The sequence below is a fragment of the Arthrobacter sp. 05T47 genome (genome assembly GCF_056395825.1).
In genome coordinates, this window is sequence record NZ_JBFTKG010000005.1 from 45,758 (window position 1) to 69,101 (window position 23,344).

Consider the following 23,344-nt stretch of genomic DNA (forward strand, 5'->3'; position numbering starts at 1 on the left):
ATTTAACGCCGCCCCTAAGCTACCGTCCAGTAGATCTCGGGCGGCCTGTCTGGAGGGCCTACTTCGTTGCGGGACGGCGCTTCACGCCGACGACGAAATAGGTTCCCGGGCCGATGAAGTTCACCAGGGAGGCAACCCGCCACAGCGCCTTGCTCCCCCGGATTTCCTCGGCCGGCCGACGCGAGATATCCCGCTGGGCAGCAATGAGCAGCGTCAGCTGGACCACGGCCGCCACGATGGTTCCGAACCGTGCCATCGGCGAGAGCTCGCTCCACTTCTTCTTGCGGGAGTGCTTCTCGTGCATTTTCTTGCCCATGTTCACACTGACCAGGCCTCCTTAAGCCTCCGGATTGTTCATTGTAGGAGCCCCACTGGTGCCCGGGTAGAGGCTATGGGACCGGGTGGACGCGGGTATACGGGGCCAGCCGCTCCTTCTGCTCCGGCGTCAGCCGCAGCACCCGGCCCGTGGCCTCATTGACGAAGGCAAGGTGGCTCGAGGCCCGGACGCAGTCCTCCCGGGTGACGGGGTCCTGCACCAGGTAGTGGATGTCGAAACTGGCGCCCTTGACCGCCCCGATCCACAGCTGGACGATGGCGGGCACGTTCCGGTACTCAAGGGTCCTGACATAGCGGATCTTGTGCTCCACCACGAGCGCCAGCGTCCCCTCCGGTATTTCGTTGAAGAGCGGGACGAGGGGTTCGGTTCCGGGCAGCCCGGCCCCCTGGGGCGGTCCGAAGGCCGCGATCCGTGCTTCCTCGAGGATCCGGACGATCTGGACGTTGTTGATGTGCCCGTAGGCGTCCATGTCGCCCCAACGCATCGGCACCTCCACCTCCAGGCGCAGCGGCTCCCAGGCTGGGCCGGCCCCCGAAGGGCCCACCCCTGCCGCGCCCTCCGCGCTTGGGGACTCGGCGGCGCTCAGCTGCGCACCGCCGTCGCCTCGCCCGCCGGGTCCTCCAAGGCCGTCTCCGCGTCCTCGCCGGCGAACTGGGACATGTACAGCCGGTAGTACGCGCCGTGCAGTGCCAGCAGGTGGGCGTGCCGGCCCTGCTCGACGATCTGCCCGTCCTCCATGACCAGGATGGTGTCCGCGTCCCGGATGGTGGAGAGGCGGTGGGCGATGACGAAGCTGGTGCGCTCGGTGCGCAACGCGGCCATGGCCTTCTGGACCAGAGCTTCGGTGCGGGTATCCACCGAACTCGTCGCCTCGTCCAGGATGAGCAGCGACGGGTTCGCCACGAAGGCCCGGGCAATGGTGATCAGCTGCTTTTCGCCGGCGCTGACGTTGTTGCCTTCTTCGTCGATGACCGTGTTGTAGCCATCCGGCAGCGCGCGGACGAAGCGGTCCACGAACGTGGCCTTGGCCGCTGCCATGATCTGGTCCTCGGTGGCGTCCAGCTTGCCGTAGCGGATGTTCTCGTAGATGGTCCCGCCGAACAGCCAGGCGTCCTGCAGCACCATGCCGACCTTGGCGCGCAGCTCCGAACGGCTCAGTTTGGTGATGTCCACCCCGTCCAGGGTGATGCTGCCGGCGTTGAGCTCGTAGAAGCGCATCACGAGGTTGACCAGGGTGGTCTTGCCCGCCCCGGTGGGGCCCACGATCGCCACGGTGTGTCCGGGCTCGGCCGTGAAGGACAGGTCCTCGATGAGCGGCTTGTCCGGTGTGTAGCTGAAGGTGACGTGGTTGAACTCGACGTGGCCGTCGGTCTTCGCCGGAAGGTGCTCGGTGGCCGTCTCGGCGTCCTGTTCGTCGGCGTCGAGGAACTCGAAGACCCGCTCAGCGGAGGCGACACCGGACTGCAACATGTTGGCCATGCCGGCCATCTGCCCCAGCGGCTGGGTGAATTCGCGCGAGTACTGGATGAACGCCGTCGCGTCGCCCAGGCTCATGGCGCCGGAGGCCACCCGCAGCCCGCCAACAACCGCGATCCCGACATAGCTGAGGTAGGAGACAAACTGCATGACCGGCATGATCATGCCGGAGACAAACTGGGCCCCGAAGCTGGCCTTGTAGAGTTCCTCGTTCCGTTCGTCGAAGCGGGCCAGCATGTCGGCGTCGCGGCCGAACACGCGGACGAGGTCGTGGCCGGAGAAGGATTCCTCAATCTGGCCGTTGAGCTCACCGGTGTTCTTCCACTGGGCGGCGAAGAGCTTCTGGCTGCGGGCGCCGATGATGCCGGCGGCCACCCCGGAGAGCGGCAGGGCGATGAGTGCGATCAGGGCCAGCTGCCAGGACACGATGAACATCATGATCACGATGCCGATGACCGTCAGGGCGGAGTTCACGAGCTGCGCGAAGGCCTGCTGGAGCGCCTGCTGGATGTTGTCGACGTCGTTCGTGACACGGGAGAGGATGTCTCCGCGCTGGCGGGTATCGAAGTAGCCCAGCGGAAGCTTGTTGAGTTTCTTCTCCGTGTCATCGCGCAGCTTGCGGACCACGCGCATGACCAGCACATTGAGGACATAGCCCTGCAGCCACAGGAAGATGTTGGCGACGAAGTACATCACCAGCACCACGCTGATCAGGAACGCAAGCTTCTGGAAATCGATGCCGGCGCCCGGCACGACGTCCATCTTGGCGAGCATGTCAGCGAAGTTGTCCTGGCCCTGGGAGCGCAGTCCGTCGATGAACTGCTCCTTGGTGGCCCCGGCCGGAAGTTGCTTGCCAACGACTCCGGCGAAGATCACGTCCATCGCCTGACCCAGGATCCTCGGGGCAATGACGTTGAGGACGACGGCGACCGTGACCATTGCGAGCACGACGATGATGCCGGCGCGCTCGGGCTTCAGCAGCCCCATGAGCCGTTTGGCCGAAGGCCAGAAGTGCTGGGCCTTCTTCGCCGGCACGCCGAACATGCCGCCGTCGGCTTCGCCGGGCGTGTACTCCTCCTCGACGAAGTCGTCCTCCAGCACGTCGGTTGCGACGCTCCCGGCCGCGGTCGAATCAGTTGCCTCGGGCGGCGTGGTGGAGAGTTTCTCGTTGGTGCTCATGCCACTGCCTCCGCGGTCAGCTGGGATTCGACGATTTCCTGGTAGGTGCTGGAGGTTTCCAGCAGTTCCTCATGTGTTCCGCGGTCCACGATCCGGCCGTTGTCCAGCACGAGGATCTGGTCGGCGTCGGCGATTGTGGACACGCGCTGGCCGACTATGATCACGGTGGCATCGGCCGTCTTGGCCTTGAGTGCCCGGCGGAGCCTGGCGTCGGTGGCGACGTCGAGGGCGGAGAACGAGTCGTCGAACAGGAAGACCTTGGGTTCGGTGACGAGGGCGCGGGCGATGCACAGCCGCTGGCGCTGGCCGCCGGAGACGTTGGTGCCGCCCTGGGCGATTCGGGAGGCCAGGCCGCCCTTCTTTTCGCGCACGAAGTCCGCGGCCTGGGCGACCGTCAGGGCCTCCCACAGGTCCGCGTCGGTGGCCTCGGGCTTGCCGAAGCGCAGGTTGTGCTCAATGGTTCCGGAGAACAGGTAGGGCCGTTGCGGCACCATGGCCACGCGCTGCGTGACCTCGGCCCGGTCCAGCTGGGTGACGGGGACGCCGTCGAGCAGGACCTCGCCCGATTCGGCGTCGTAGAGCCGCGGCAGCAGGGCCAGCAGGCTGGACTTGCCGGCACCGGTGGAGCCGATGATCGCCACCGTCTGGCCGGGCTCTGCCGTGAAGCTGATGTTGCTCAGCACGGGTGCCTCGGCGCCGGGGTAGGCGAACGTCACGTTGCGGAACTCGACGCGGCCGGCCTTTGCTGCCGGCGTCACGGGGGTGAGCGGTTCGTGGATGGAGGGTTCGACGTCGAGCACTTCGCCGATGCGGTCGGCACAGACGGAGGCGCGGGGAATCATCATAGCCATGAAGGTGCCCATCATGACGGCCATGAGGATTTGCAGGAGGTACTGCAGGAACGCGGTCAGCGAGCCGATCTGCATCTCGCCGGCATCAACGCGCTGGCCGCCGAACCAGAGTACGGCGGCAGTGGATATGTGCAGGATCATGCCGATGGCGGGGAACATGAGCACGAACAAGGAACCGATCTTCAGCGAGACGTCGGTGAGGTCCTTGTTGGCCGCGCCGAAGCGCTCGGCCTCATGGGGTTCGCGCACGAAGGCACGGACCACGCGGATGCCGATGATCTGTTCGCGGAGGACACCGTTGAGCCGGTCGATCTTCTCCTGCATGGACCGGAAGAGCGGCATGAGGCGGACCACGAGGTAGCCCACCACCACGACCAGCAGCGGCACGGAAACCCAGACGAGCCAGGAGAGGTTGAGGTCCTCGCGCAGGGCCATGAAAATCCCGCCGATGCACATGATGGGCGTGGCCACCATGAAGTTCAGCGCCATGAGCATGAGCATCTGGACCTGCTGGACATCGTTGGTGCCCCGGGTGATCAGCGTGGGTGCGCCGAAGAGGTTGACGTCCCGGGCCGAGAAGCTGCTCACCTTACGGAAGACGCCGCGGCGCAGGTCCCGGCCGAACGCCATCGCGGCCTTCGATCCGTAGTAGACGCCGGCGATCGCCGTGGCCACCTGGACCAGGGCGACGCCGAGCATGACGCCGCCGGTGCGCCAGATGTAGTCCGTGTCCCCGCGGGAGACGCCCTCGTCGATGATCTGGGCATTGAGGCTGGGGAGGTACAGAGCCGCGATGGTGGACGCCAACTGGAAGATGACCACGGCCGCGATGTATGGCAGATACGGCTTTGAATAGCGCCGCATGAGGGTAACGAGCATGCCCACGAGTCCTTACGAAGACCGGACTATGGAAAGTCCGAACGATTTTAGAGGCAGATAAATGGAGTGAGTTGAAAAGCTGATTGAAGACTATCCCTTGGGTCCGACAGCCTTAGCCACCCAACTGTACGAAATCCCCCGCTCGGGTGGAACACGGGGCGCCGAATATCATCCAAACGGCGTACTTAACTGTCCGATTTGGCCGCTCGAGGGACTCGCGAGGGGGCCCCGCGAGAAGGCCCCGCGAGGGCCCCTTCACGAGGGTCCCCCATGGACCCGCGAGAAGGCCCCGCGGCTGCCCCTGGGGCGGCCACGGGGCCTTCGGAATACGGCGCCGGCGCTATTCGGTGCGGTGCCGGCCGTGGGTGGCGATGTACTCCGCGGCCGCCCGCTGCATCTTCCGTTGCTTGGCCAGTGCCCGGTGCAGGGCCCTGAGCTCCTCTGCAACGCGGGCCTGTTCCGCGGCGATCGCGCGCTGCTGCGCAGCCTGTTCGTACACTGCTCCCAGCGCGTCCGCCAGCTGCAGCTGCTGTTCTGCCAGCAACCGCTGGGTCTCCAGCAGCACAGGCAGCACGTCGGCGGCCTCGGGCCGGTCGTCGGCCAGCAAGGTCCGTGCCCGCTGCCGGGCGGCATCGGGGAAACGGGATTCGGCGCGCTCCCGGCTGAGGACCTCGATGAATTCCCGGTCCAGGTCCACGATGCCGGTACCGCCGGCGGTGGAAGCTGCCTTGGCGGCGTCGTCCGGGCTGTTCCGCAAAGGATCGCCCAAAGCCGTCGCTGCCGCGCCCCCGGCCGCTGCCACAGCAGCGTCCGCAGCGGCGTCCCCTGCGTCCCCGGCGTGCTCGGCAGGCTCCGGCCGGACGTCCACGGTGCGGCGCAGCGGACGTTCCTTGATGAACAGGATGGCAACCAGCGCCACGAGGCCGATGATGGCAGAGATCAGGAAGACCTCCGCGATCGCGTCGCCGTAGGCGGCCCGCATGATGTCGCGGATCGGTGCAGGCATGTCCTTGAGGTCCATGCTGGCGCCGGCAGATCCGGCCGGAACCTGGATTCCGGCGGAGGCGAGTCCCTCCACCACGAGCTCCTTGACCCGGTTGCCCAGCACTGCGCCGAGGACCGAGACGCCGATAGCTCCGCCGACGGACCGGAAGAAGGCAACGGAGGCGCTGGCCGTGCCGATGTCCTTGGCCTGGACCGTGTTCTGGACGGCGAGGACGAGGTTCTGCATCAGCAGGCCCAGGCCGACGCCGAGGATGGCCGTGTAGATCCCGGTCAGCCAGAGGTCAGTGGTGTGGTCCATGCTGCCGGCCAGGCCGAGGCCGCCGATCAGCGCGATGGCGCCGGCGATCAGGTACCGCTTCCACTTGCCGGTGCGGCTGATGAGCATGCCCGAGGCGACCGAACCGATCAGGTTGCCCGCGATCATGGGCAGCGTGAGGAGGCCGGCTTCGGTGGGCGTGGCACCGCGTGCCACCTGGAAGTACTGGCCCAGGAACGTCGAGGAGCCGAACATGCCCACGCCGACGGCCACCGAGGCGAGGATGGCGAGGGCGGTTGTCCGCTCCCGGATGATATTCAGCGGGATGATGGGCTGGGCCACGCGGGACTCCACCAGCACCAGCAGGCCCAGGAGCAGGACGCCGCCGCCCACCATGGCCACCGACTGCCACGACCACCAGTCGTAGTAGTCGGGGTTGCCGGCGAAGGAGACCCAGATCAGCAGCAGGCTGACGCCGGAGGTCAGCAGGATGGAGCCCAGCCAGTCGATCTTGGCGGGGCGCTTGACGTGCTGGATCTTCAAGGTGACCTGCAGCAGGATGAGCGCGACGACGGCGAGCGGGACACAGACGAAGAACGTCCAGCGCCAACCCAGCGGGCTGTCGACGATGAAGCCACCGAGCAGCGGGCCGCCGGCCGTACCCACGGCCATGACGCCGCCCATGTAGCCGGAGTACTTTCCGCGGTCGCGCGGCGGGATCATCGAGCCGATGATGGCCTGGGCCAGGGCGGTCAGGCCGCCCATGGCGATCCCCTGGATGACGCGGGCGGTCAGCAGCAGCGGGATGGTCTCGGACAGGCCGGCCATGACGGAACCGGCCACGAAGATAACGATGCTCAGCTGGACGAGGACCTTCTTGTTGAAGAGGTCCGCGAGCTTGCCCCAGATCGGAGTGGTGGCCGCGTTGGCCAGGAGCGCGGCGGTGATCACCCAGGCGAAGTCCGTCTGGGTTCCCTTGAGCTCGGACATGATGGTGGGCAGCGCGTTGGCAACGATCGTGCTGCTCAGGATGGCCGTGAAGAACGCCGCGAGCAGCCCGGTCAGGGCCTCCATGATCTGGCGGTGGGTCATCGCCGCAGGTGCTGCGGCGGCCTGGGGTGCGCGGGGCGCCCTCTGGGGAATCTCCGACTGGGCGTTCAACGGCGCGGTCTTCAACGGCGCGGTCTCCGGCCCCGTGGCGGCAGCGTGGCTAGCCATATATCTACTCCTCAACAATTTCGGTCGTTTTCGTGGGTCCGGCCGTCGTTGCCCGGGCTGAGGTCCTGAGGGACTCAGCAAGTTTTTCGAGGGTGCGCGCCGTCAGTTCGACGTCGTCCTGGCTCCAGTCCTGCAGCAGGCCCTGGAGGGCGGCTGTGCGCTGGTCCTCGATGACGCGCAGCTTCTCCGCGCCTTTGGCGGACAAAGCGATCAGTTGCGCGCGGCCGTCTTCGGGGTCCGGCCGGCGGACCACATAGCCGTGGTCTTCGAGTTCGGCGATGTGCCGGCTGAGGACCGGGGCGCTGACGCCGAGCCGCTCCGCAAGGTGCGTGGCCCGGGATTCGCCCTCCCCCACAAAGCGAAGGACGCCTTGAAGCGCCACCCCGGTGTCCTGCCCGCGCAGGCTGGCGGCGGCAACACAGCGGACGGCGCGCTGGAGGTCGAAGATCTGGTAGACGAGTTTGGCTGCAGCGTTGGATTCAACTGACATGTATGGACACCCCTCTTTTGTTTGCCCAAGGCAACTATATCTTAAAATGGTTACTTCGGGAAACTAACTCTGTTGAGAGGGGTGCCGGGCAGCCCCGAAATCGGCGCTAAGAGGGCGCTTAAAGACAAAACGGACCGGCCGGGTCCGCCCCTCACTGTGAGGGGCAGACCCGGCCGGTCCGCTGTGCCGTGCTGAGTTGTTGAGGGCAGTGCCGCCCGCCCGGCTACGTGGCCAGGTGGGTGGGGCCGAACATCTTGAGCAGGGTTTCGACGACGACGACGTTGGGGCCGTCCGCCGCGAAGCCGGCCTTCAGTGCGTCCCCGACGTCCTCTGGGGCGACCCGGACGGCCGGGACGCCGAAGGACTCGGCGAGCTTGACGAAGTCGGGCCGGGACAGCTCGGTGGCGGTGGCCTTGCCGAAGGCGCCCACCATGTATTCGCGCAGGATGCCGTAGCCGCCGTCGTCCACGATCAGCCAGGTGACCGGGATGTTGTGCTGCTTCGCGGTGGCGAGCTCGGAGATGGAGTACATGGAGGAGCCGTCGCCGGAGACGGCCAGCACCCGGGCCGAACCGCCGGGCGTGCCGGTGGTTTCGAGCCCGACGGCGCCGCCGATCGCCGCGGGGAAGCCGTAGCCGAGCCCGCCGGCGCCCTGTGCGGAGTGGAACTGGCCGTCGCGGGCGTCCCAGCAGCTCCAGCCCCAGTAGGCCGAGATGGTCATGTCCCAGAAGGTCTGCATGTCCGCCGGGACGGCCTCGCGGATGTCGGCCATGAACTTCAGTTCCTTGGCCAGGTCCTGGGATTCGAGCCGGGCCGTGACCTTGGCCAGGGTCTCCTTGACCAGGGCTTCGGGGGCGGTGCCATGCCAGTCCGCGCGCTCTGCGTGCGGTTCCGTCAGGGCGGCGTCAAGCGCGGCGAGGGCCTGGCCGGCATCGGCGCGGATGCCCAAGCCGGGGCGGTTGGACTCCAGCACCCGGGGTTCGGCGTCGATCTGGATGATCCGTCCGCGCGGTTCGAAGGTGAAGTAGTTGGAGGTCACTTCGCCCAGGGACGAGCCGATCACGATCAGCACGTCGGCGTCCTCGAGCAGATCCGTCATGTACCGGTCTTCGATCCAGGACTGCAGCGAGAGCTCGTGGTTCCACGGGAAGGCGCCGTTGCCGCCGGGCGTGCAGATGACCGGGGCGCGGAGTTTCTCGGCGATGGAGAGCAGGGACTTCTCAGCCCGCCCGCGGCGCGTGCCGCCGCCCGCGATGATGGCGGGACGTTCCGCGGTTGAGAGCCATTTGACCGCCTCGCGGACCAGCTCCACGCGGGGCGGGTTGTCGGCCGCTTCGGCGAGGGCATCCTCCACCGGGGGCACCATGATGGGATCCAGCAGGACGTTCTGCGGGATTTCCAGCCAGACGGGGCCCTGCGGCGAGGAGATTGCCTCGGTCCAGGCGTCCTGGATGGCGGAGGGGATGCCGGAGGCGTGCTGGATCAGCCGCTGGGACTTGGTGACGTTCGCGGCCGAGGCCTTCTGGTCATCGAGCTGGTGCAGCATGCCCTTGCGGCGGGCGCCCAGGCCCTCGAGCGGGATCTGGCTCGCCACGACCACCATGGGCACGCCAGTGGCGTAGGCCTCCTGCAGCCCGGCCAGGGACGTCAGCGCGCCCGGGCCGGTGGAGAGGAACAGGACGCCGACCTCGCCGGTGGCGCGGGAGTACCCGTCTGCGGCGAAGGCCGAGTTGTTTTCCACCCGGGAGGAGACAAAGTGCAGGTTGCCGCGGCCCATGGCATCGAACAGGCCCAGGGCGTGCTGGCCAGGGATGCCGAAGACGGTCTTGGCACCGAGGGCCTCGAGGGTTTCGACGACGAGGTCCCCGCCGTTGCGGACGTTGGTGCCCTTGGTCGGGGCAGCAGTACCGGGGTCGAAGTCGATCACTTGAGGGCCTCCGCGGGTGCTGTGATCCGGATGGACTCGGCCGGGGTGCTTGCCGACTTGTTGCTTGCAGCCGCGCTGCCGAAGCCGGCCGGACGGCGGGATTCCTGGCCGAGGGCCTGGGCCGCGTAGCCGGTCGGGGCACCGAAGCGGTCGCCTTCGACGGCGCGGTCCGCCATCAGGGTCACGAGTTCGTAGGCGACATGGCTGGCTGCCACGCCGGTGATCTCGGCGTGGTCGTACGCCGGGGCAACCTCGACGACGTCGGCCCCGACGAGGTTCATGCCGCGGAAGCCGCGGATGATTTCCAGCAGTTCGCGGCTGGTGAGGCCGCCGGCTTCCGGCGTGCCGGTGCCGGGGGCGTGTGCCGGGTCCAGGACGTCGATGTCCACCGAGATGTAGAGCGGACGGTTCCCGATCCGGTCGCGGACCTTGGCCACCGTCTCCAGGACGCCCTGGTAATAGACGTCCGCCGAGGTGACGATGCCAAAGCCGAAGCGGTGGTCGTCGTCGAGGTCCTTCTTGCCGTAGAGCGGGCCGCGGGTGCCGATGTGGCTGATGGCCTCGGTGTCCAGGATGCCTTCCTCGACGGCGCGGCGGAAGGGGGTGCCGTGCGTGTACTCGGCGCCGAAGTAGGTGTCCCAGGTGTCCAGGTGCGCATCGAAGTGCAGCATGGCGATGGGCTCGCCGGCGCGCTCGGCGGCGGCGCGCAGCAGCGGCAGGGCGATGGTGTGGTCGCCGCCAAGGGTGACCAGCTTGCTGCCCGAGGCCGTCAGGTCCAGSGCGTTCTGCTGGATGGTTTCGATGGCGTCGTTGATGTTGAACGGGTTGACCGCCATGTCGCCGGCGTCGGCCACCTGGATGTTCTCGAAGGGGCTGACGTCCCAGGCCGGGTTGTACGGCCGCAGCAGCCGGCTGGCCTCACGGACGGCGTTGGCACCGAAGCGGGCGCCGGGCCGGTAGGAGACGCCGGAATCGAACGGCACGCCGACCACCGTGACGTCCGCCTTGGCGACCTGGTCCAGGCGCGGCAGGCGGGCATAGGTGGCAGCTCCGGCGTAGCGCGGGACGCGGGATGAATCGATGGGGCCAAGGTTGCCATTGGCCTCGATGCGCAGCTCTTCCAAAAGAAGCCTCTCCTTCGAGGATTGACCGACGGTTGTGACAGCCATCATACACTCGAAGTTTCGCATTGCGCATCATTTGTTTACCAAAGCCCGGAAATCCGCGGCCCCGCGGGGCGCCTCACGCGATGGCCGAGGCGCCCCGCTCCCCCGTCCGGACGCGGACGGCGTCGCGCACGTCAATGATCCAGATCTTGCCGTCGCCGAAGCTGCCCGTGCGCCCGCCTTCTTCGATGGCGGCCAGGACCGCGCGCAGGGCGTCCTCGTTGACCAGGACCTCCAGCCGCACCTTGGGCAACAGGTCCGAGTTGTATTCAGCGCCCCGGTACACCTCGAGGTGCCCCCGCTGCCGGCCATAGCCGCTGGCCTGGCTGACCGTCAGTCCATTGACTCCGGACCGCTCCAGGGCTGCGCTGACGGCGTCAACCCGGTCCGGCCGCACAATGGCCGTCACGAGCTTCACGTCGACACCTTGCCGCGGGCGGCCTCACTTTCTGGCTGGGCCTGGGTTTGGACCGGGGCCGCGTCGGCCTTTGCGTGCGGGTCACCGGGGTGGAAGCTGCCGCCGACCATCAGGAGTTCGTACGCCGTCTCGGCGTGCTCCGTCACATCGATGCCGGAGAGTTCGTCGGCCTCGGAAACGCGCATGCCGATGGTCTTGTGGATCGCGAAGCCAATCAGCGTGGTCATGGCGGCGCTCCATGCGGTGACAATCAGCGCGGTGAGGATCTGTGGCCAGAATTGCGCCAGTCCGCCGCCATAGAAGAGGCCGCCGCCGGTCTTGGCGGACGGAAGCGCGAAGAATCCCAGGGACAGGGTGCCCCACAGGCCGCCAACGAAGTGCACGGCCACGACGTCCAGGGAGTCATCGAGGCCGATCTTGAACTTCAGCCCGACCGCGAGGGCGCAGACCACGCCCGCGACCGTGCCGATCAGGATTGCCCCGACGGGATCGATGAACCCGCAGGCGGGGGTGACGGCCACGAGTCCCGCGACGGCGCCCGAGGCGGCGCCGAGCGAGGTCGCATGCCCGTCGCGCAGGCGCTCGACAAACAACCAACCCAGCAGGGCGGCGCTCGTGGCGAGCAGCGTGTTGGTCCAGGCCAGCGCGGCCGTGGCGTCGGCGGCGAGTTCCGAGCCGGCGTTGAAGCCGAACCAGCCGAACCAGAGCAGCCCTGCGCCGAGCATGACGAACGGCAGGTTGTGCGGGCGGATGTTGGGGTCCTTCATGAATCCGAGCCGCTTGCCGAGCACCACCGCCAGCATCAGTCCGGCAATGCCGGCGTTCATGTGGACGACAGTACCGCCGGCGAAGTCGAGGGCAGAGATCTTGCTGCCGATGATGCCGGTGGGCCCGAAGATCCCGCCGCCCCAGACCCAGTGCGCGATCGGTGCGTAGACCAGCGTGACCCAGAGGGCGGCAAAGAGCAGCCAGGGGCCGAATCTGACGCGCTCGGCCACCGCACCGCTGATCAGCGCAACGGTGATGATGGCGAACGTGGCCTGGAAGCCGATGAATATCATGTCCGGCAGGCCTGGCGCCTTCGAGCCGATGGTGCTGGTCAGCCCGCTCAGGCCGAAGTTGGTGAAGGGATCGCCGACGAAGCCGCCCAGCGTGTCCGGGCCGAAGGCCAGGCCGTAGCCCCAAAGGGCCCAGACGACGGCGACGACGCCCATGGCGCCGAAGCTCATCATCATGATGTTAAGGACGGACTTCATCCTGACTAGGCCGCCGTAGAAGAAGGCCAGCCCGGGGGTCATTAGGAGGACAAGGGCGGACGCTGTCAGCATCCACGCTGTCGATCCGGGGTCAAGGACCTGCGGATCCACTTCCATTCCTACTGCAAGAACAGAGAACTTCATTGCGGGAGCCTTCCTCGAGTGCCGGCGCTCCGAGGGCGCCGATTCGGCGAGACCATGAGTCGTTGGGACTGTTGCAGTCCCCCCGCAGATGACGCTACCCACGGCGTGTTTCAGGAAGGCTTTCCGATTCTTGCGGGGATGTTACGGGACGGGTCCGGGCATTAATTTGCCGTTTCCGGCAGATTTCCGGAATGTGACGTACATCTCACCGTGGCCCGTCCCGCCACCAACCGTGCAGGTCAGCTGTACTTGAGGCTGAGCAGCAGGCGCTTCAGCTGGCTGTACTGCTCGGTGATCATCCAGGCCTTGGCGGAGTCGACGGAAGCGAACGCGGGGCTGCCAAAGAGCACCTTGGCCTCGGCTCCGCCGTTGGCAAAGCTGATGTAGGCGGAGCCGGAGTTGGAGACCGGCGGTGCGAAGTCGCGCTCCTTGCGGACGCTCATGTGGAAGTCGGACTGGTCGGCGAAGGAATCAAAGGCGAAGCCGAAGGCCAGCTGTTCGCCGTCGACATCCTTCAGCCCCGGCACCGGAGCGGCGTCCAATACGGTACGGGCCACCGGGCCGGAAGCATTGCTGGCGTTGGTGCTGCTGACGATCGACGCCAGTTCGTTGCCCGTGGCATCGGCGATGACGGCCTGCACGCCCTGCAGCTTGCTGGCGTTCCCGGCCGAACCTACCGTCCGGACCGACCAGGTGCTCGGGTACGAAAAGGACAGGTGCCCGTCCGGGAAGGTAAACACCTTCACGCCGGCCACGGCGCCCGCCGTCGGCGTGGCGGTGGCGGAAGTAGGCGTGGCGGAAGTGGAGGTGGCGCTGGCGGTGGGTGTGGCGGCCGGGGCGGAGGAAGCCGCCGGTGCCGCGTCGGATTCCTGCGATGCCGGGACCGTCGTCGCGGAGYCGGCGGGGCCGCTGCCCGTCTCGCCGGCCCGCTGGCCCGCCGCGGCGCAGGAGCTCAGGCCGAGTGCGGCCGCGAGCGCGGCGGCCAGCGCCAGGGACAGAAAGACGTTCTTGCGGTTCATGGAATCCCCCAGTTGAACTGACGCGAGCGGTTTCCGCTCGTCCTCTATGTTTCCAGATTGCCCGGATTGGCTACTTGCAGTCCTGCCCTCAGCGGCTGGCTGCGGGCACCAGCACCCAGAGCACCTCGACGGCATCGTCCGTGGGATTGACCCAGGTGTGGGGTTCCCGGCCCGGGAAGGTCACGGTGTCCCCGGCGCTGAGCTCGAATTCCTCGTTGGTGAGGATCAGCCGGATGCTTCCCTTGACCACATGCAGGACGTCGACGTCGCAGTCCACGGCATAGAGCTCGGACTCGCCGCGCCCGCGTGGTTCGATCACGGCCTGGATGATCTGGACCCGGCGCTCGGAGCGGGCAGTCAGCAGCCGCTCGACGATCCCCTCGCCGCCGAGGGAGATGCGGGGGCCTTCGTTCTGCTTCGTGAGGTGCGTTTCGGGGGCGGCGAAGAGATCGCCGATCGAGATGGACAGGACCTGGCACAGCGTCACCAGGGAGGCGACCGAGGGTGAGGTGAGGTCCCGCTCGACCCGGCTGAGGAATCCCTTGGTGAGCCCGGTGGCGTCGGCGACCTGTTCAATGGTGAGCCGCTGGGACTGCCGGGCGGCGCGGATCCGCGAACCGATGGCAACGGGAACGTTGCTCGGTTCAACTGGTAGAGCCTTCATTTAGGAACCTTTCACGGCCGGCCGCTTGGCCCCATTCATTGGAGCAATCCTAGCCGGAGCGGACCTTCGTGACGCGGATGCGGCGACGGCACGCAGGGCATCTTGACTGTTACCGGGGTCACAACATACTCTGTTGGGCAACATGTGTTGCCTAATGGGCAATACCGGAGGTTCCGACGGACATCCTCCTCCAACCCCGTCACGCAGCAGCAGACTTGCCGAACGCATCGTTGAGGCCCGGCAATCCCCGCACACGCTGCCAACCAGCTCCAAGGAGCCCTTAAAATGGACGCAAGTTTCGTCAACATCGCCATTGTGGTGGTGTACCTGATCGCCATGCTGGCGTTCGGCTGGTGGGGCAAGTCCCGCACCAAGAACAATAGCGACTTCCTCGTCGCCGGCCGCCGCCTCGGCCCGTTCCTCTACACCGGCACCATGGCCGCCGTCGTCCTGGGCGGCGCCTCGACTGTCGGCGGCGTCGGCCTGGGCTACAAGTTCGGCATCTCCGGCATGTGGCTCGTGGTCGCGATCGGCGCCGGCGTCCTGCTGCTGAGCCTGCTCTTCGCCCCCACCATCCAGAAGCTGAAGATCTACACGGTTTCGCAGATGCTGACCCTGCGTTACGGCACCAGGTCCACGCAGACCTCGGGCATCGTCATGCTCGCCTACACGCTGATGCTGTGCGCCACCTCCACGAGTGCGTACGCCACCATCTTCGTGGTGCTCTTCGGCTGGGACCGCGCGCTCGCCATCGCCGTCGGCGGCTCGATCGTGCTGATCTACTCGACCATCGGCGGCATGTGGTCCATCACCCTGGCGGACCAGGTCCAGTTCGTCATCAAGACGGTCGGCATCTTCCTCCTGATGCTGCCGTTCACACTCAACGCCGCCGGCGGCCTCGACGGCATACGCGCCCGTGTTGACGCCAGCTTCTTCCAGATCGACGGCATCGGCGTGCAGACAATCATCACCTATTTCGTCGTCTACACCCTGGGCCTGCTGATCGGCCAGGACATCTGGCAGCGCGTCTTCACCGCCAAGACCCCGACAGTTGCCCGCTGGGGCGGCGCCACGGCCGGCGTCTACTGCATTCTCTACGGTGCTGCCGGTGCACTGATCGGCCTCGGCGCCCGTGTCGCGCTGCCGGAGATCGACGTCGCCAACCTGGGCAAGGACGTTGTCTACGCCGAGGTCGCCACCCAGATCCTGCCGATCGGCATCGGCGGCCTGGTGCTCGCCGCGGCCGTCGCCGCCATGATGTCCACCGCCTCCGGCGCACTGATCGCCGCGGCCACCGTGGCCCGCGCCGATGTGCTGCCGTTCGTCGCCAGCTGGTTCGGCAAGAACATCAACACCGCCGACACGGACAACCCGGAACACGACGTCAAAGCCAACCGGATGTGGGTCCTCGGACTCGGCATCGTGGCGATCATCATCGCCGTTATCACCAAGGACGTGGTCGCCGCCCTGACCATCGCCTACGACATTCTGGTCGGCGGCCTCCTTGTGGCCATCCTCGGCGGCCTGGTCTGGAAGCGCGGCACCGGTCACGCAGCAGCGGCGTCCATGGCGGTGGGCACGGTCATCACGCTCGGGACCATGATCATCCTGGAGATCAACGCCGAGGTTCCGCTGGACGGCATCTACGCGAACGAGCCGATCTACTACGGCCTGGCGGCCTCCGCGGTCGTCTACATCGCGGTGTCACTGCTGACCAAGCCGACGGATCCCGCAGTCATGAAGAACTGGAAGCGGCGGGTTGCCGGCGAGGCATCCGAGGACGAAGCGATTACGGTTCCGGTGCACTAGGTTCCGCTGGTCTACTGGCACCGCCGTCGGGCTTTAAAGCCTTTGGTGAATCATTCATTCTCCTCGGACTCGAGGAATTCCTCCCCTTCGAGCGGCACCACTGGCTTCTCGTCTCCGAGGAAGTCCTCCGCGTCCAGGGGAACCAGCCGGTCGGCCTCTTCGAGGAGCTCCTCGTCCCCGGTCTCCGCGGCATCGCTCACGGGCGCGTCCTCGGCGTAGTCGTAAGCGGGATCGGACTCGAGGGACTCCCGGGCCGGCTGGATGGGATGTGATCCGGTGATATCCATGGTGCAACCTCCGTACGACTCGGTGGCGGCAAGCCCCGGGGAGCCCGCCCTGGGTTTCATTCGAACACCGCTGACACGGACGGTCAAGGTCCCACAAATGCCGCCGGAAAGCAGTCGCTGGCGGCCCGGTCGAGGCAATCCAGTTACGGCCTCCCTAAACCTCCCGCTGAGGATACCCAGCCGAAAAAACGCGGAAATACGCGGTACTCTGGAGTCGCAATGGGGCCGGACCACGCCCGACCAAACCCAGGAGTTTTTCGTGTCTCAGCACACCGAATCGAACCGCAACGATTCTTCGCAGCCACACTCGACACAAGCCTCTTCGGCCCGCACCACGGACCCGGCAGCCCGTTCCGGCCTGAATTCAGACCCAAGTCCCGCGGACATCAAGCGCTGGCGCCAATACCTCGCCGACGAGCGAGCCGAGGCGGCCGTCTACCGGGATCTTGCGCAGAATCGCTCGGGCGAGGAGCGTGCCATCCTGCTGGCGCTGGCCGAGGCCGAGGGACGCCACGAGGCGCACTGGCTGCAGCTGCTCGGCGGCCACGCTGGCAAGGACCGGCATGCCTCCCTCCGCAGCCGGTTCCTGGGCTTCCTGGCCCGCCACTTCGGCTCGGTCTTCGTCCTGGCCCTGGCGCAGCGGGCCGAGAGCCGCTCCCCATACTCCACTGAAGCGTTCGCCACGCCGGCCATGGTCGCCGATGAGCAGATCCATGAAGAAGTAGTCCGCGGACTGGCCACCCGGGGCCGGAACCGCCTCGCGGGGACCTTCCGTGCCGCCGTCTTCGGTGCCAACGACGGGCTGGTCAGCAACCTGTCCCTGGTCATGGGCATGGCGGCGTCGGGCGTGGGCAGCCAGGTGGTGCTCCTCAGCGGCGTCGCCGGCCTGCTGGCCGGTGCGCTCTCCATGGGGGCCGGCGAGTTTATTTCCGTGCGCTCGCAGCGGGAGCTCCTCGCCGCGACCCGCCCCACCCAGATCACGTTGGCGGCAGCCCCGCTGCTGGATATCGAGCACAACGAACTCCTGCTCGTGTACCTGGCCCGCGGGATGTCCCGGGAGGCCGCCGAGCACCGCGTCGCGGAGCGGATGGGCCTGCTGGACTGCGACTGCGATCCGAGCCTGTCGCTGCGGCCGGAACTGCCCGAAAGCGAGGACGAGCACGAGGCCGTCGGCACCGCCTGGGGCGCGGCGGCGTCGAGCTTCTGCTTCTTCGCCTCCGGCGCGATCGTGCCCATCATTCCGTTCCTGCTGGGCATGACAGGTGTGGCCGCCTTGGTGGTTTCGGCCGTCCTCGTCGGCTTGGCGCTGCTGCTTACCGGCGGCGTCGTGGGCCTGCTCTCCGGCACGTCGCCGACCACCCGCGGCCTGCGACAGCTGGCCATCGGCATGGGCGCCGCCGGCGTGACGTACCTGCTGGGCCTGGTCTTTGGCGCCGTGGTTGGTTAGTGGACGGCCCTGAATTTAGGGACCGCGGGCCGCGGCACAGCCGGCGCGCCACCGCGCTGCGGGTTGTCAGAAACCTTGCCGCAGCTGCCGTGATCGCCGGCGGGGCCTTCCTCACGGCCGGACTGGTCTACGGCGATCCTCGATTCACCGGCCTGTTCGAGGTCAGCCGCGGAACGGGACACACGGCCGGCCGGGACGTGCAGGCGGAGCCGCGGTCCGGGCAGGAGTCCGGCCAGCCTGCCGTGCCTGCCACCGGGGACCGGGCCGACACTCCCCCGCCCGGTCTCGAGGAGCAGGACCGGCCCCTCGGCGCTCCCCGGAAACCGGAGAGCGCCAGCACCTCGTACAAGTTCCTCGCAACGAACGACGACGGCTCTCCGGTGGGTTACTCGCCGTGCCGGCCCCTGCACTACGTGGTCAACGCCGCCCTGGCGCCGCGGGGTGCCGAACGGCTCGTTGAAGATTCCATCCGGACGATCTCGGAGGCCACCGGGATCAAGTTCATCAGCGATGGCCCCACCACGGAGACTCCCTCGCCAACCCGGGCGCCCTACCAGAAGGACGCCTACGGGGACCGGTGGGCGCCGCTGCTGATCGCCTGGACCACACCGGAACAGGCCCCGCAGCTTAAAGGCCCGGTGATCGGCACGGGCGGCAGCACCCACTTCAGTTTCGGCGACGGTCCCAAGAGCTTTGTCACAGGCAGCCTGGAACTGGATGCCCCGCAAATCGCCGAAGACCTGGACCGCGGCCAGGGTGGGGCCTATGCCACGGCCGTGATTCTGCACGAGCTCGGCCACGTGATGGGCCTGGAGCATGTGGATGACCCGGTCCAGCTGATGTACCCGGAGATCGGCGCCCCGGACGGGCTTGCCGACGGTGACCTGAACGGGCTCTACGAGCTCGGCCACGCCCAGTGCCGCAAGGATCTCTGACCGGCTGAAACGCCAGAAACACCCCTACACCTCCGGTTGCGCTATCACTCTTGGCGGCCATTCCGGGGGTTTAAGGCCTAGAGCTGATAGCGCAACGGGGGTGCGGGGGGCGGACTGGGGGTCAGGAGACCTGGAGGCCGCCGTTGATGTCGTACGTGGCCGCCGTGATGTACCCGGCGTCGGGGCCGAGCAGGAAGGCGATCAGGGCCGCCACTTCCTCGCGGCTGCCGACGCGGCCCATCATGATCCCTTCGGACATCTGCGCCTTGCGGTCCTCACTCAGGGTGCCGCCCATGATGTCCGTGTCGATGGGGCCGGGGGCGATGGCGTTGACGGTGACGCCGAATTCGCCCACTTCGCGGGCCAGGGCCCGGGTGAATCCGATGATGCCGGCCTTGGAGGCGCTGTAGGCGACCTTGGAGTAGGTGCCGCCGCCGCGCTGTGCGGAAATCGAGGAGATGCTCACAATCCTGCCGAGCTTGCGCTCAATCATGCCCTTGAGCACGCGCTGGGAGACGATGAAGGATCCGCGCATGTTGATGGCGAAGACCTTGTCCCATTCTTCGACCGTGGTGTCCATGAACGGCGTCGGGGAACTGATGCCGGCCAGGTTGGCCAGGGCCACGATCGGAGGCAGCGAGCCCTCGATCTCCGTGATGGCCCGGTCTACGGACGCGGCGTCGGACACGTCCGCGCCGACGCCGMTGGCCTTGACCGCGCGGTTGGAGCCGATCTCGGCGGCAGCTGCGGCGGCGTCCTCGGCGTTGATGTCCAGGATTGCGATGGACCAGCCCTCGCTGGCCAGGCGGTCGGCGGCGGCGCGGCCGATGCCGCGGGCTGACGCGGCGCCGGTCAGGACGACGGTGCGCTCAGTGGGGAACGGGGTAATTGATGTCATTGCGAAGGTTCCTTCAGGGAGTTCGGGATCAGGGTACTTTGGCCGGGTCGACGACGGCGGCAGCCGCCGCGACGGCGGGGTCAAGAGCGGCGTCGCCTTCGGGGCGCTTGCGGGCGTAGAGGTAGGTGGCCGCGGCGGTGAGGCACAGGCAGAGGGAGAGGAACAGCAGGCCGCTCTGGTTGCTGCCGGTAGCGTCCTTGAGGAGCCCGACGGCGTACGGGGAGATGAAGCCGCCGAGGTTTCCGAGCGAGTTCACCAGGGCCAGTCCGGAGGCGGCTGCAGCGCCGGTCAGGGCGGCGGAGGGCATCGAGAGGAACGGGGCGATTGCGCCGTAGATCCCCATGGCCGAGAGCGTCAGGCCGATCATCGCGAGGAACGGGTTGACCGGCAGCAGGTAGCCGGCGGCGAGGAGTCCCACGCCGGCGAGCACCATGCTGACCGCTGTGTGCCAGGCGCGCTTGCCGGTCCGGTCCGCGCGCTTGCTCCAGAAGTAGACGAATACTGCGGCCACGGCGTAGGGGATGAAGACGATGAAGCCAACTTCGGCCGTGGAGAACTTGCCAAGGGCTGCGACGATGGTGGGCATCCACAGGCCCAGGCCGTAGATTCCGCACACCAGGCCGAAATACAGGGCGGAGTAGACCAAGGTGCGCTTGTCCTTGAGCCCGGCCATGAAGTTGTGCTTTCCGGACTGGGACTTGGCTGCCAGTTCAGCGTCCATGGTGGCGGCGAGCCAGTTGCGCTCGTCGACGTTGAGCCATTTGGCGTCCCGCGGCCGGTCCGTCATGAGGATGGGGGTCAGGAGTCCAAGCGCGATCGCCGGGATGCCTTCGATGATGTAGAGCCACTGCCAGCCCTGCAGGCCCATGATGCCGTCCATCTGCAGGAGGAGCCCGGATACCGGGGCGCCGAGCGCGTTGGAGACGGGCTGGGCGAGGATGAAGATGCCCAGCACGGTGACGCGCTGTGCGGCGGGGAACCAGAGCGTCAGGTAGAACAGGATCGCCGGGAAGAACCCGGCCTCGGCGGCACCGAGCAGGAACCGGACGATGTAGTAGGTGGTTTCCCCGTTCACCAGGCACATGGCGGTGGCGAAGATGCCCCACGTGATCAGGATCCGGGCCAGCCACTTGCGGGCGCCGAACCGGTACATGCCCGCGTTGCTCGGAACTTCAAGAAGGGCGTAACCGAGGAAGAAGATGCCGGCGCCAAGACCGTAGGCGGCGGAGGTCAGGCCGATGTCCTCGCTCATGGTGAGTTTGGCGAAGCCGACGTTGTTGCGGTCCAGGTAGGCAACGAAGTAGAGCAGGACAATCAGGGGCATGACGCGACGGCGGACCTTGCGGAGCGTGCGGTCGCCCAATTCGCCGAGTCCGGAGGACTTGGGGGCTAATGAAGTCATCATCGACCTTCTTACGTGAGTTCCTGCCCTGCGGCTGTGCCGGGTGAGGAAGTCGGTGGATTAGGGAGTGGAGATCCTGCCCGTTTGCGAGTGTTGCAGGATGTCTATTTGAGTCAGATGTCAGACATCTGATTCAAGAACTAGGCACGAGCTTAGAATGTGATTCGGATTACGTCAAGGGTCTGGGGGCGGACGTCAGGACTTGACGCCGCGGACGTACCGCTCGTAGTCCGCATTGGTCTGGTCCATGTGCTCATCCATCGCCTGCCGCGAGCGCTCGGCGTCGCCGCTCAGGATGCTGTCCAGGACCCGCTGGTGGTAATCGATGGCGTGCTGCTGGATCACGCCGACGGCCGACGTCTCGCGTCGGGTCATGTACAGCAACTGGCCCAGCTGGGCGAACAGGGCCCGGACAAAGGGGTTGCCGGAGGCCCTCAGGACGGCGTCGTGGAAGCCAATGTCCGCCTCGACGAAGCGGTCCAGGTCGCCGGACTCGTGGAAGCGCTTCATGTCCGCGATGCACTCGCGCATCTGCTCGGCGTGCTCGGAGGTGTAGCGCTTGGCGGCGAGCGCGGCCGCGCCGGTCTCCACCATGCGGCGCATCTCGATCAGTCCCACCGAGACCTGGTCGGCCGCGTTGCCGTGCGAGGCCGCCTTAAAGATCGCGTCCAGGCCGGTCCAGTTGTCCGTGGGGTTGACGAAGGTTCCCCGGCCGGCCTTCACGTACAGGATGTTTTGGGCGCGGAGTGCCTTGAGGGCTTCGCGCACCGTCAGCCTGCTGACGTCGTAGGCTTTGGCGATGTCGGCTTCCGGCGGAATCGTACTGTGCGGCTGGAGCTTTCCATCGAGGATTTCGGTCAGCAGGCCGTCGACGAGCTCGTCGACCAGAGTCCTGCGGCCCATCCCGATTACCACCTTCAGTCGCGTTTTGTGCTTCCATCCACATTACCCAAGTCCCGCAGGCCCGGCCATGTACGCCTCGAGCTTGGCCAGCGTCTGTTCCAGGTTGGCCGGATGGCGGCGCAGGTAGCCCGCCAGCCGGAGAAGGCTCTTGCCGTGGACCCGCCGCGCGTCCCATTGCTCTGTGACCATGGTGCCGGCGGTTCCGTCGGCACCGGTGGACGGCTCGAGCAGGTAGCGCCACACGTGGCCATAGAAGTGCCGCCACGCGATCCGGCGGCCTTCCTCGAACTCGCAGACCCGGTTGAGGATTTTGTAGTTCACCCGCATGTTCATGTGCATGCCGAACCTGGCGCCGAGGTACAGCCGCCGGGGCCCGCGCGGCTGGGCGCCCTTCACGGTGTCCGAGCCGTCGATCACGCTGTGAAGGGCGGGCGTGGCGAGCACCTCGAAGATGGCTTCCGGGGCGGCCGGGATGTATCGGCTGCGGGACACGAGATAACGGGCGTTCATCTGGCAATCCTAGTCCGCGATCATGTTGCAGAATGAGGCATGCAGACTTCCCGCAACCTCGCCGGCGCCCGGCCGCGCATCGGCGTACCTGTCCGCCTCAGCAGCTCCGCCGACCCTGACCCGCGTGTGGCGGAGGCCAACGGATTGTTCGAGTACATCGTGGAGCTGCTGCGGGAGGGCGGCGGCGAACCGGTGCTGCTCACCGCTGTGGAGCCGTCCGACGGCGGCCTCGCCGCGGAGTTGTCGACCCTTGACGGCGTCGTGCTTCCCGGTGGCGGCGACCTCGACCCCGGCCTCTACGGCGAGGAACAAACCGATCTTTGCTACGACGTCAATCCCGCCCAGGACGCGCTGGACGTTGTGGTGGCGCGGCAGGCGATCGACGCCGGGCTGCCCGTGCTCGGCATCTGCCGCGGGCACCAACTGCTCAACGTGCTCTATGGCGGGACCCTGGTCCAGGACATGGCGCCGGGGACAGTCGTGCACCATGAGACCGCGCCGGTGCACGGGGCCGGACCGTGGGCCTGGCATGAGGTCGGCGTGCAGGCCGGCTCCAGGGTGGCTGCCTTGTACGGGAGCGAATCCGGTGCCGTGAGCGTGAAGATCGCGTCCGGCCACCACCAAGCCGTGGCCCGGGTGGCCGAGGGTTTGACGGTGACGGCCGTGGCCGAGGACGGGACCATTGAAGCGCTGGAGGATCCGGAGCGCTGGGTGGCCTCGGTCCAGTGGCACCCCGAGGCGCTGGAAATCCCCGCCGGAGAGCGACTCGCCCCCTTCCGGGCCTTCGTCGACGCGTGCCGGGCCCGCCGCTAAGGCCGGCAAGCCAACCGGAAACCCCGGGGCCGCGGCCCCGGGGTTTCCGTTTAGC

The 23,344-nt window shown here is 67.2% G+C and carries 21 protein-coding genes; 4 read left to right on the forward strand and 17 right to left on the reverse strand.

The genetic code is table 11. The annotated features are described in order from the left end of the window. Positions 1-58 precede the first annotated feature (58 nt). The 12 genes from AC1DEY_RS06445 to AC1DEY_RS06500 all read right to left on the reverse strand — a co-directional run bounded on the left by AC1DEY_RS06445 (position 59) and on the right by AC1DEY_RS06500 (position 14,285). Positions 59-316, reverse strand: a complete 258-nt coding sequence (locus tag AC1DEY_RS06445; RefSeq protein ID WP_441410078.1) for a hypothetical protein — start codon at positions 314-316, stop codon at positions 59-61. 73 nt (positions 317-389) lie between these two features. Continuing rightward, positions 390-821 (reverse strand): acyl-CoA thioesterase, encoded by a 432-nt coding sequence (locus AC1DEY_RS06450; protein WP_476867227.1) that lies wholly within the window; start codon positions 819-821, stop codon positions 390-392. Positions 822-919: 98 nt separating this feature from the next. Beyond that, entirely contained in the window at positions 920-2,992 is a 2,073-nt protein-coding gene (locus tag AC1DEY_RS06455; protein ID WP_476867228.1) for an ABC transporter ATP-binding protein, read from the reverse strand. Continuing rightward, positions 2,989-4,722 (reverse strand): ABC transporter ATP-binding protein, encoded by a 1,734-nt coding sequence (locus tag AC1DEY_RS06460; protein ID WP_476867229.1) that lies wholly within the window; start codon positions 4,720-4,722, stop codon positions 2,989-2,991. Before AC1DEY_RS06460 ends, AC1DEY_RS06455 begins: the two co-directional genes overlap by 4 nt. A 340-nt stretch (positions 4,723-5,062) precedes the next feature. After that, complete coding sequence (locus AC1DEY_RS06465) at positions 5,063-7,075, reverse strand: MDR family MFS transporter (protein WP_476867301.1); 2,013 nt, start codon at positions 7,073-7,075, stop codon at positions 5,063-5,065. 130 nt (positions 7,076-7,205) lie between these two features. Continuing rightward, positions 7,206-7,691, reverse strand: a complete 486-nt coding sequence (locus tag AC1DEY_RS06470; RefSeq protein WP_476867230.1) for a MarR family winged helix-turn-helix transcriptional regulator — start codon at positions 7,689-7,691, stop codon at positions 7,206-7,208. Between the two features lie 223 nt (positions 7,692-7,914). Further along, positions 7,915-9,618: a thiamine pyrophosphate-binding protein gene (locus tag AC1DEY_RS06475; protein WP_476867231.1), complete on the reverse strand. Its 1,704-nt coding sequence runs from the start codon at positions 9,616-9,618 to the stop codon at positions 7,915-7,917. After that, on the reverse strand, positions 9,615-10,742 hold the full coding sequence (gene speB / locus AC1DEY_RS06480; RefSeq protein ID WP_441409972.1) for an agmatinase: 1,128 nt from the start codon (positions 10,740-10,742) through the stop codon (positions 9,615-9,617). Before speB ends, AC1DEY_RS06475 begins: the two co-directional genes overlap by 4 nt. Before the next feature lie 118 nt (positions 10,743-10,860). Beyond that, on the reverse strand, positions 10,861-11,202 hold the full coding sequence (locus AC1DEY_RS06485; RefSeq protein WP_441409971.1) for a P-II family nitrogen regulator: 342 nt from the start codon (positions 11,200-11,202) through the stop codon (positions 10,861-10,863). Continuing rightward, on the reverse strand, positions 11,199-12,602 hold the full coding sequence (locus tag AC1DEY_RS06490) for an ammonium transporter (RefSeq protein ID WP_476867232.1): 1,404 nt from the start codon (positions 12,600-12,602) through the stop codon (positions 11,199-11,201). Before AC1DEY_RS06490 ends, AC1DEY_RS06485 begins: the two co-directional genes overlap by 4 nt. 239 nt (positions 12,603-12,841) lie before the next feature. Continuing rightward, positions 12,842-13,621, reverse strand: a complete 780-nt coding sequence (locus tag AC1DEY_RS06495) for a hypothetical protein (RefSeq protein ID WP_476867233.1) — start codon at positions 13,619-13,621, stop codon at positions 12,842-12,844. Positions 13,622-13,709: 88 nt separating this feature from the next. Further along, a complete protein-coding gene (locus AC1DEY_RS06500) occupies positions 13,710-14,285 on the reverse strand; it encodes a helix-turn-helix domain-containing protein (protein WP_028275626.1) in 576 nt (191 codons plus the stop codon). A gap of 285 nt (positions 14,286-14,570) precedes the next feature. On the opposite strand from AC1DEY_RS06500, the gene AC1DEY_RS06505 reads away from it, so the two are divergent. Beyond that, the gene (locus AC1DEY_RS06505) at positions 14,571-16,094 is read left to right on the forward strand and encodes a sodium:solute symporter family protein (RefSeq protein WP_476867234.1); all 1,524 of its coding nucleotides are present in this window, start codon (positions 14,571-14,573) and stop codon (positions 16,092-16,094) included. 50 nt (positions 16,095-16,144) lie between these two features. Here the strand turns inward: AC1DEY_RS06505 and AC1DEY_RS06510 are convergent, their stop codons facing one another. Next, positions 16,145-16,381 (reverse strand): hypothetical protein, encoded by a 237-nt coding sequence (locus AC1DEY_RS06510; RefSeq protein ID WP_476867235.1) that lies wholly within the window; start codon positions 16,379-16,381, stop codon positions 16,145-16,147. A gap of 259 nt (positions 16,382-16,640) precedes the next feature. Between AC1DEY_RS06510 and AC1DEY_RS06515 the strand changes: the two genes are divergently transcribed. Together AC1DEY_RS06515 and AC1DEY_RS06520 are read left to right on the forward strand one after the other, a co-directional pair. Beyond that, a complete protein-coding gene (locus tag AC1DEY_RS06515; protein WP_476867236.1) occupies positions 16,641-17,828 on the forward strand; it encodes a VIT1/CCC1 transporter family protein in 1,188 nt (395 codons plus the stop codon). Next, positions 17,828-18,763, forward strand: a complete 936-nt coding sequence (locus AC1DEY_RS06520) for a matrixin family metalloprotease (protein WP_476867237.1) — start codon at positions 17,828-17,830, stop codon at positions 18,761-18,763. Before AC1DEY_RS06515 ends, AC1DEY_RS06520 begins: the two co-directional genes overlap by 1 nt. 121 nt (positions 18,764-18,884) lie before the next feature. Here AC1DEY_RS06520 and AC1DEY_RS06525 read toward each other — a convergent pair whose 3' ends face one another. From AC1DEY_RS06525 to AC1DEY_RS06540, 4 genes are all read right to left on the reverse strand, one after another. Next, entirely contained in the window at positions 18,885-19,661 is a 777-nt protein-coding gene (locus AC1DEY_RS06525) for an SDR family NAD(P)-dependent oxidoreductase (protein WP_476867238.1), read from the reverse strand. 28 nt (positions 19,662-19,689) lie between these two features. Further along, positions 19,690-21,066: an MFS transporter gene (locus AC1DEY_RS06530; protein WP_476867239.1), complete on the reverse strand. Its 1,377-nt coding sequence runs from the start codon at positions 21,064-21,066 to the stop codon at positions 19,690-19,692. Positions 21,067-21,258: 192 nt separating this feature from the next. Further along, the gene (locus AC1DEY_RS06535; protein WP_476867240.1) at positions 21,259-21,966 is read right to left on the reverse strand and encodes a FadR/GntR family transcriptional regulator; all 708 of its coding nucleotides are present in this window, start codon (positions 21,964-21,966) and stop codon (positions 21,259-21,261) included. A 42-nt stretch (positions 21,967-22,008) separates the two neighbouring features. Next, positions 22,009-22,476 carry an SRPBCC family protein gene (locus tag AC1DEY_RS06540; protein WP_476867241.1) on the reverse strand — a complete coding sequence of 156 codons (468 nt, stop codon included), beginning with the start codon at positions 22,474-22,476 and terminating at the stop codon, positions 22,009-22,011. Between the two features lie 39 nt (positions 22,477-22,515). Here AC1DEY_RS06540 and AC1DEY_RS06545 point away from each other — a divergent pair, with 39 nt between their 5' ends. Further along, on the forward strand, positions 22,516-23,289 hold the full coding sequence (locus tag AC1DEY_RS06545; protein WP_476867242.1) for a gamma-glutamyl-gamma-aminobutyrate hydrolase family protein: 774 nt from the start codon (positions 22,516-22,518) through the stop codon (positions 23,287-23,289). Positions 23,290-23,344: the final 55 nt, after the last annotated feature.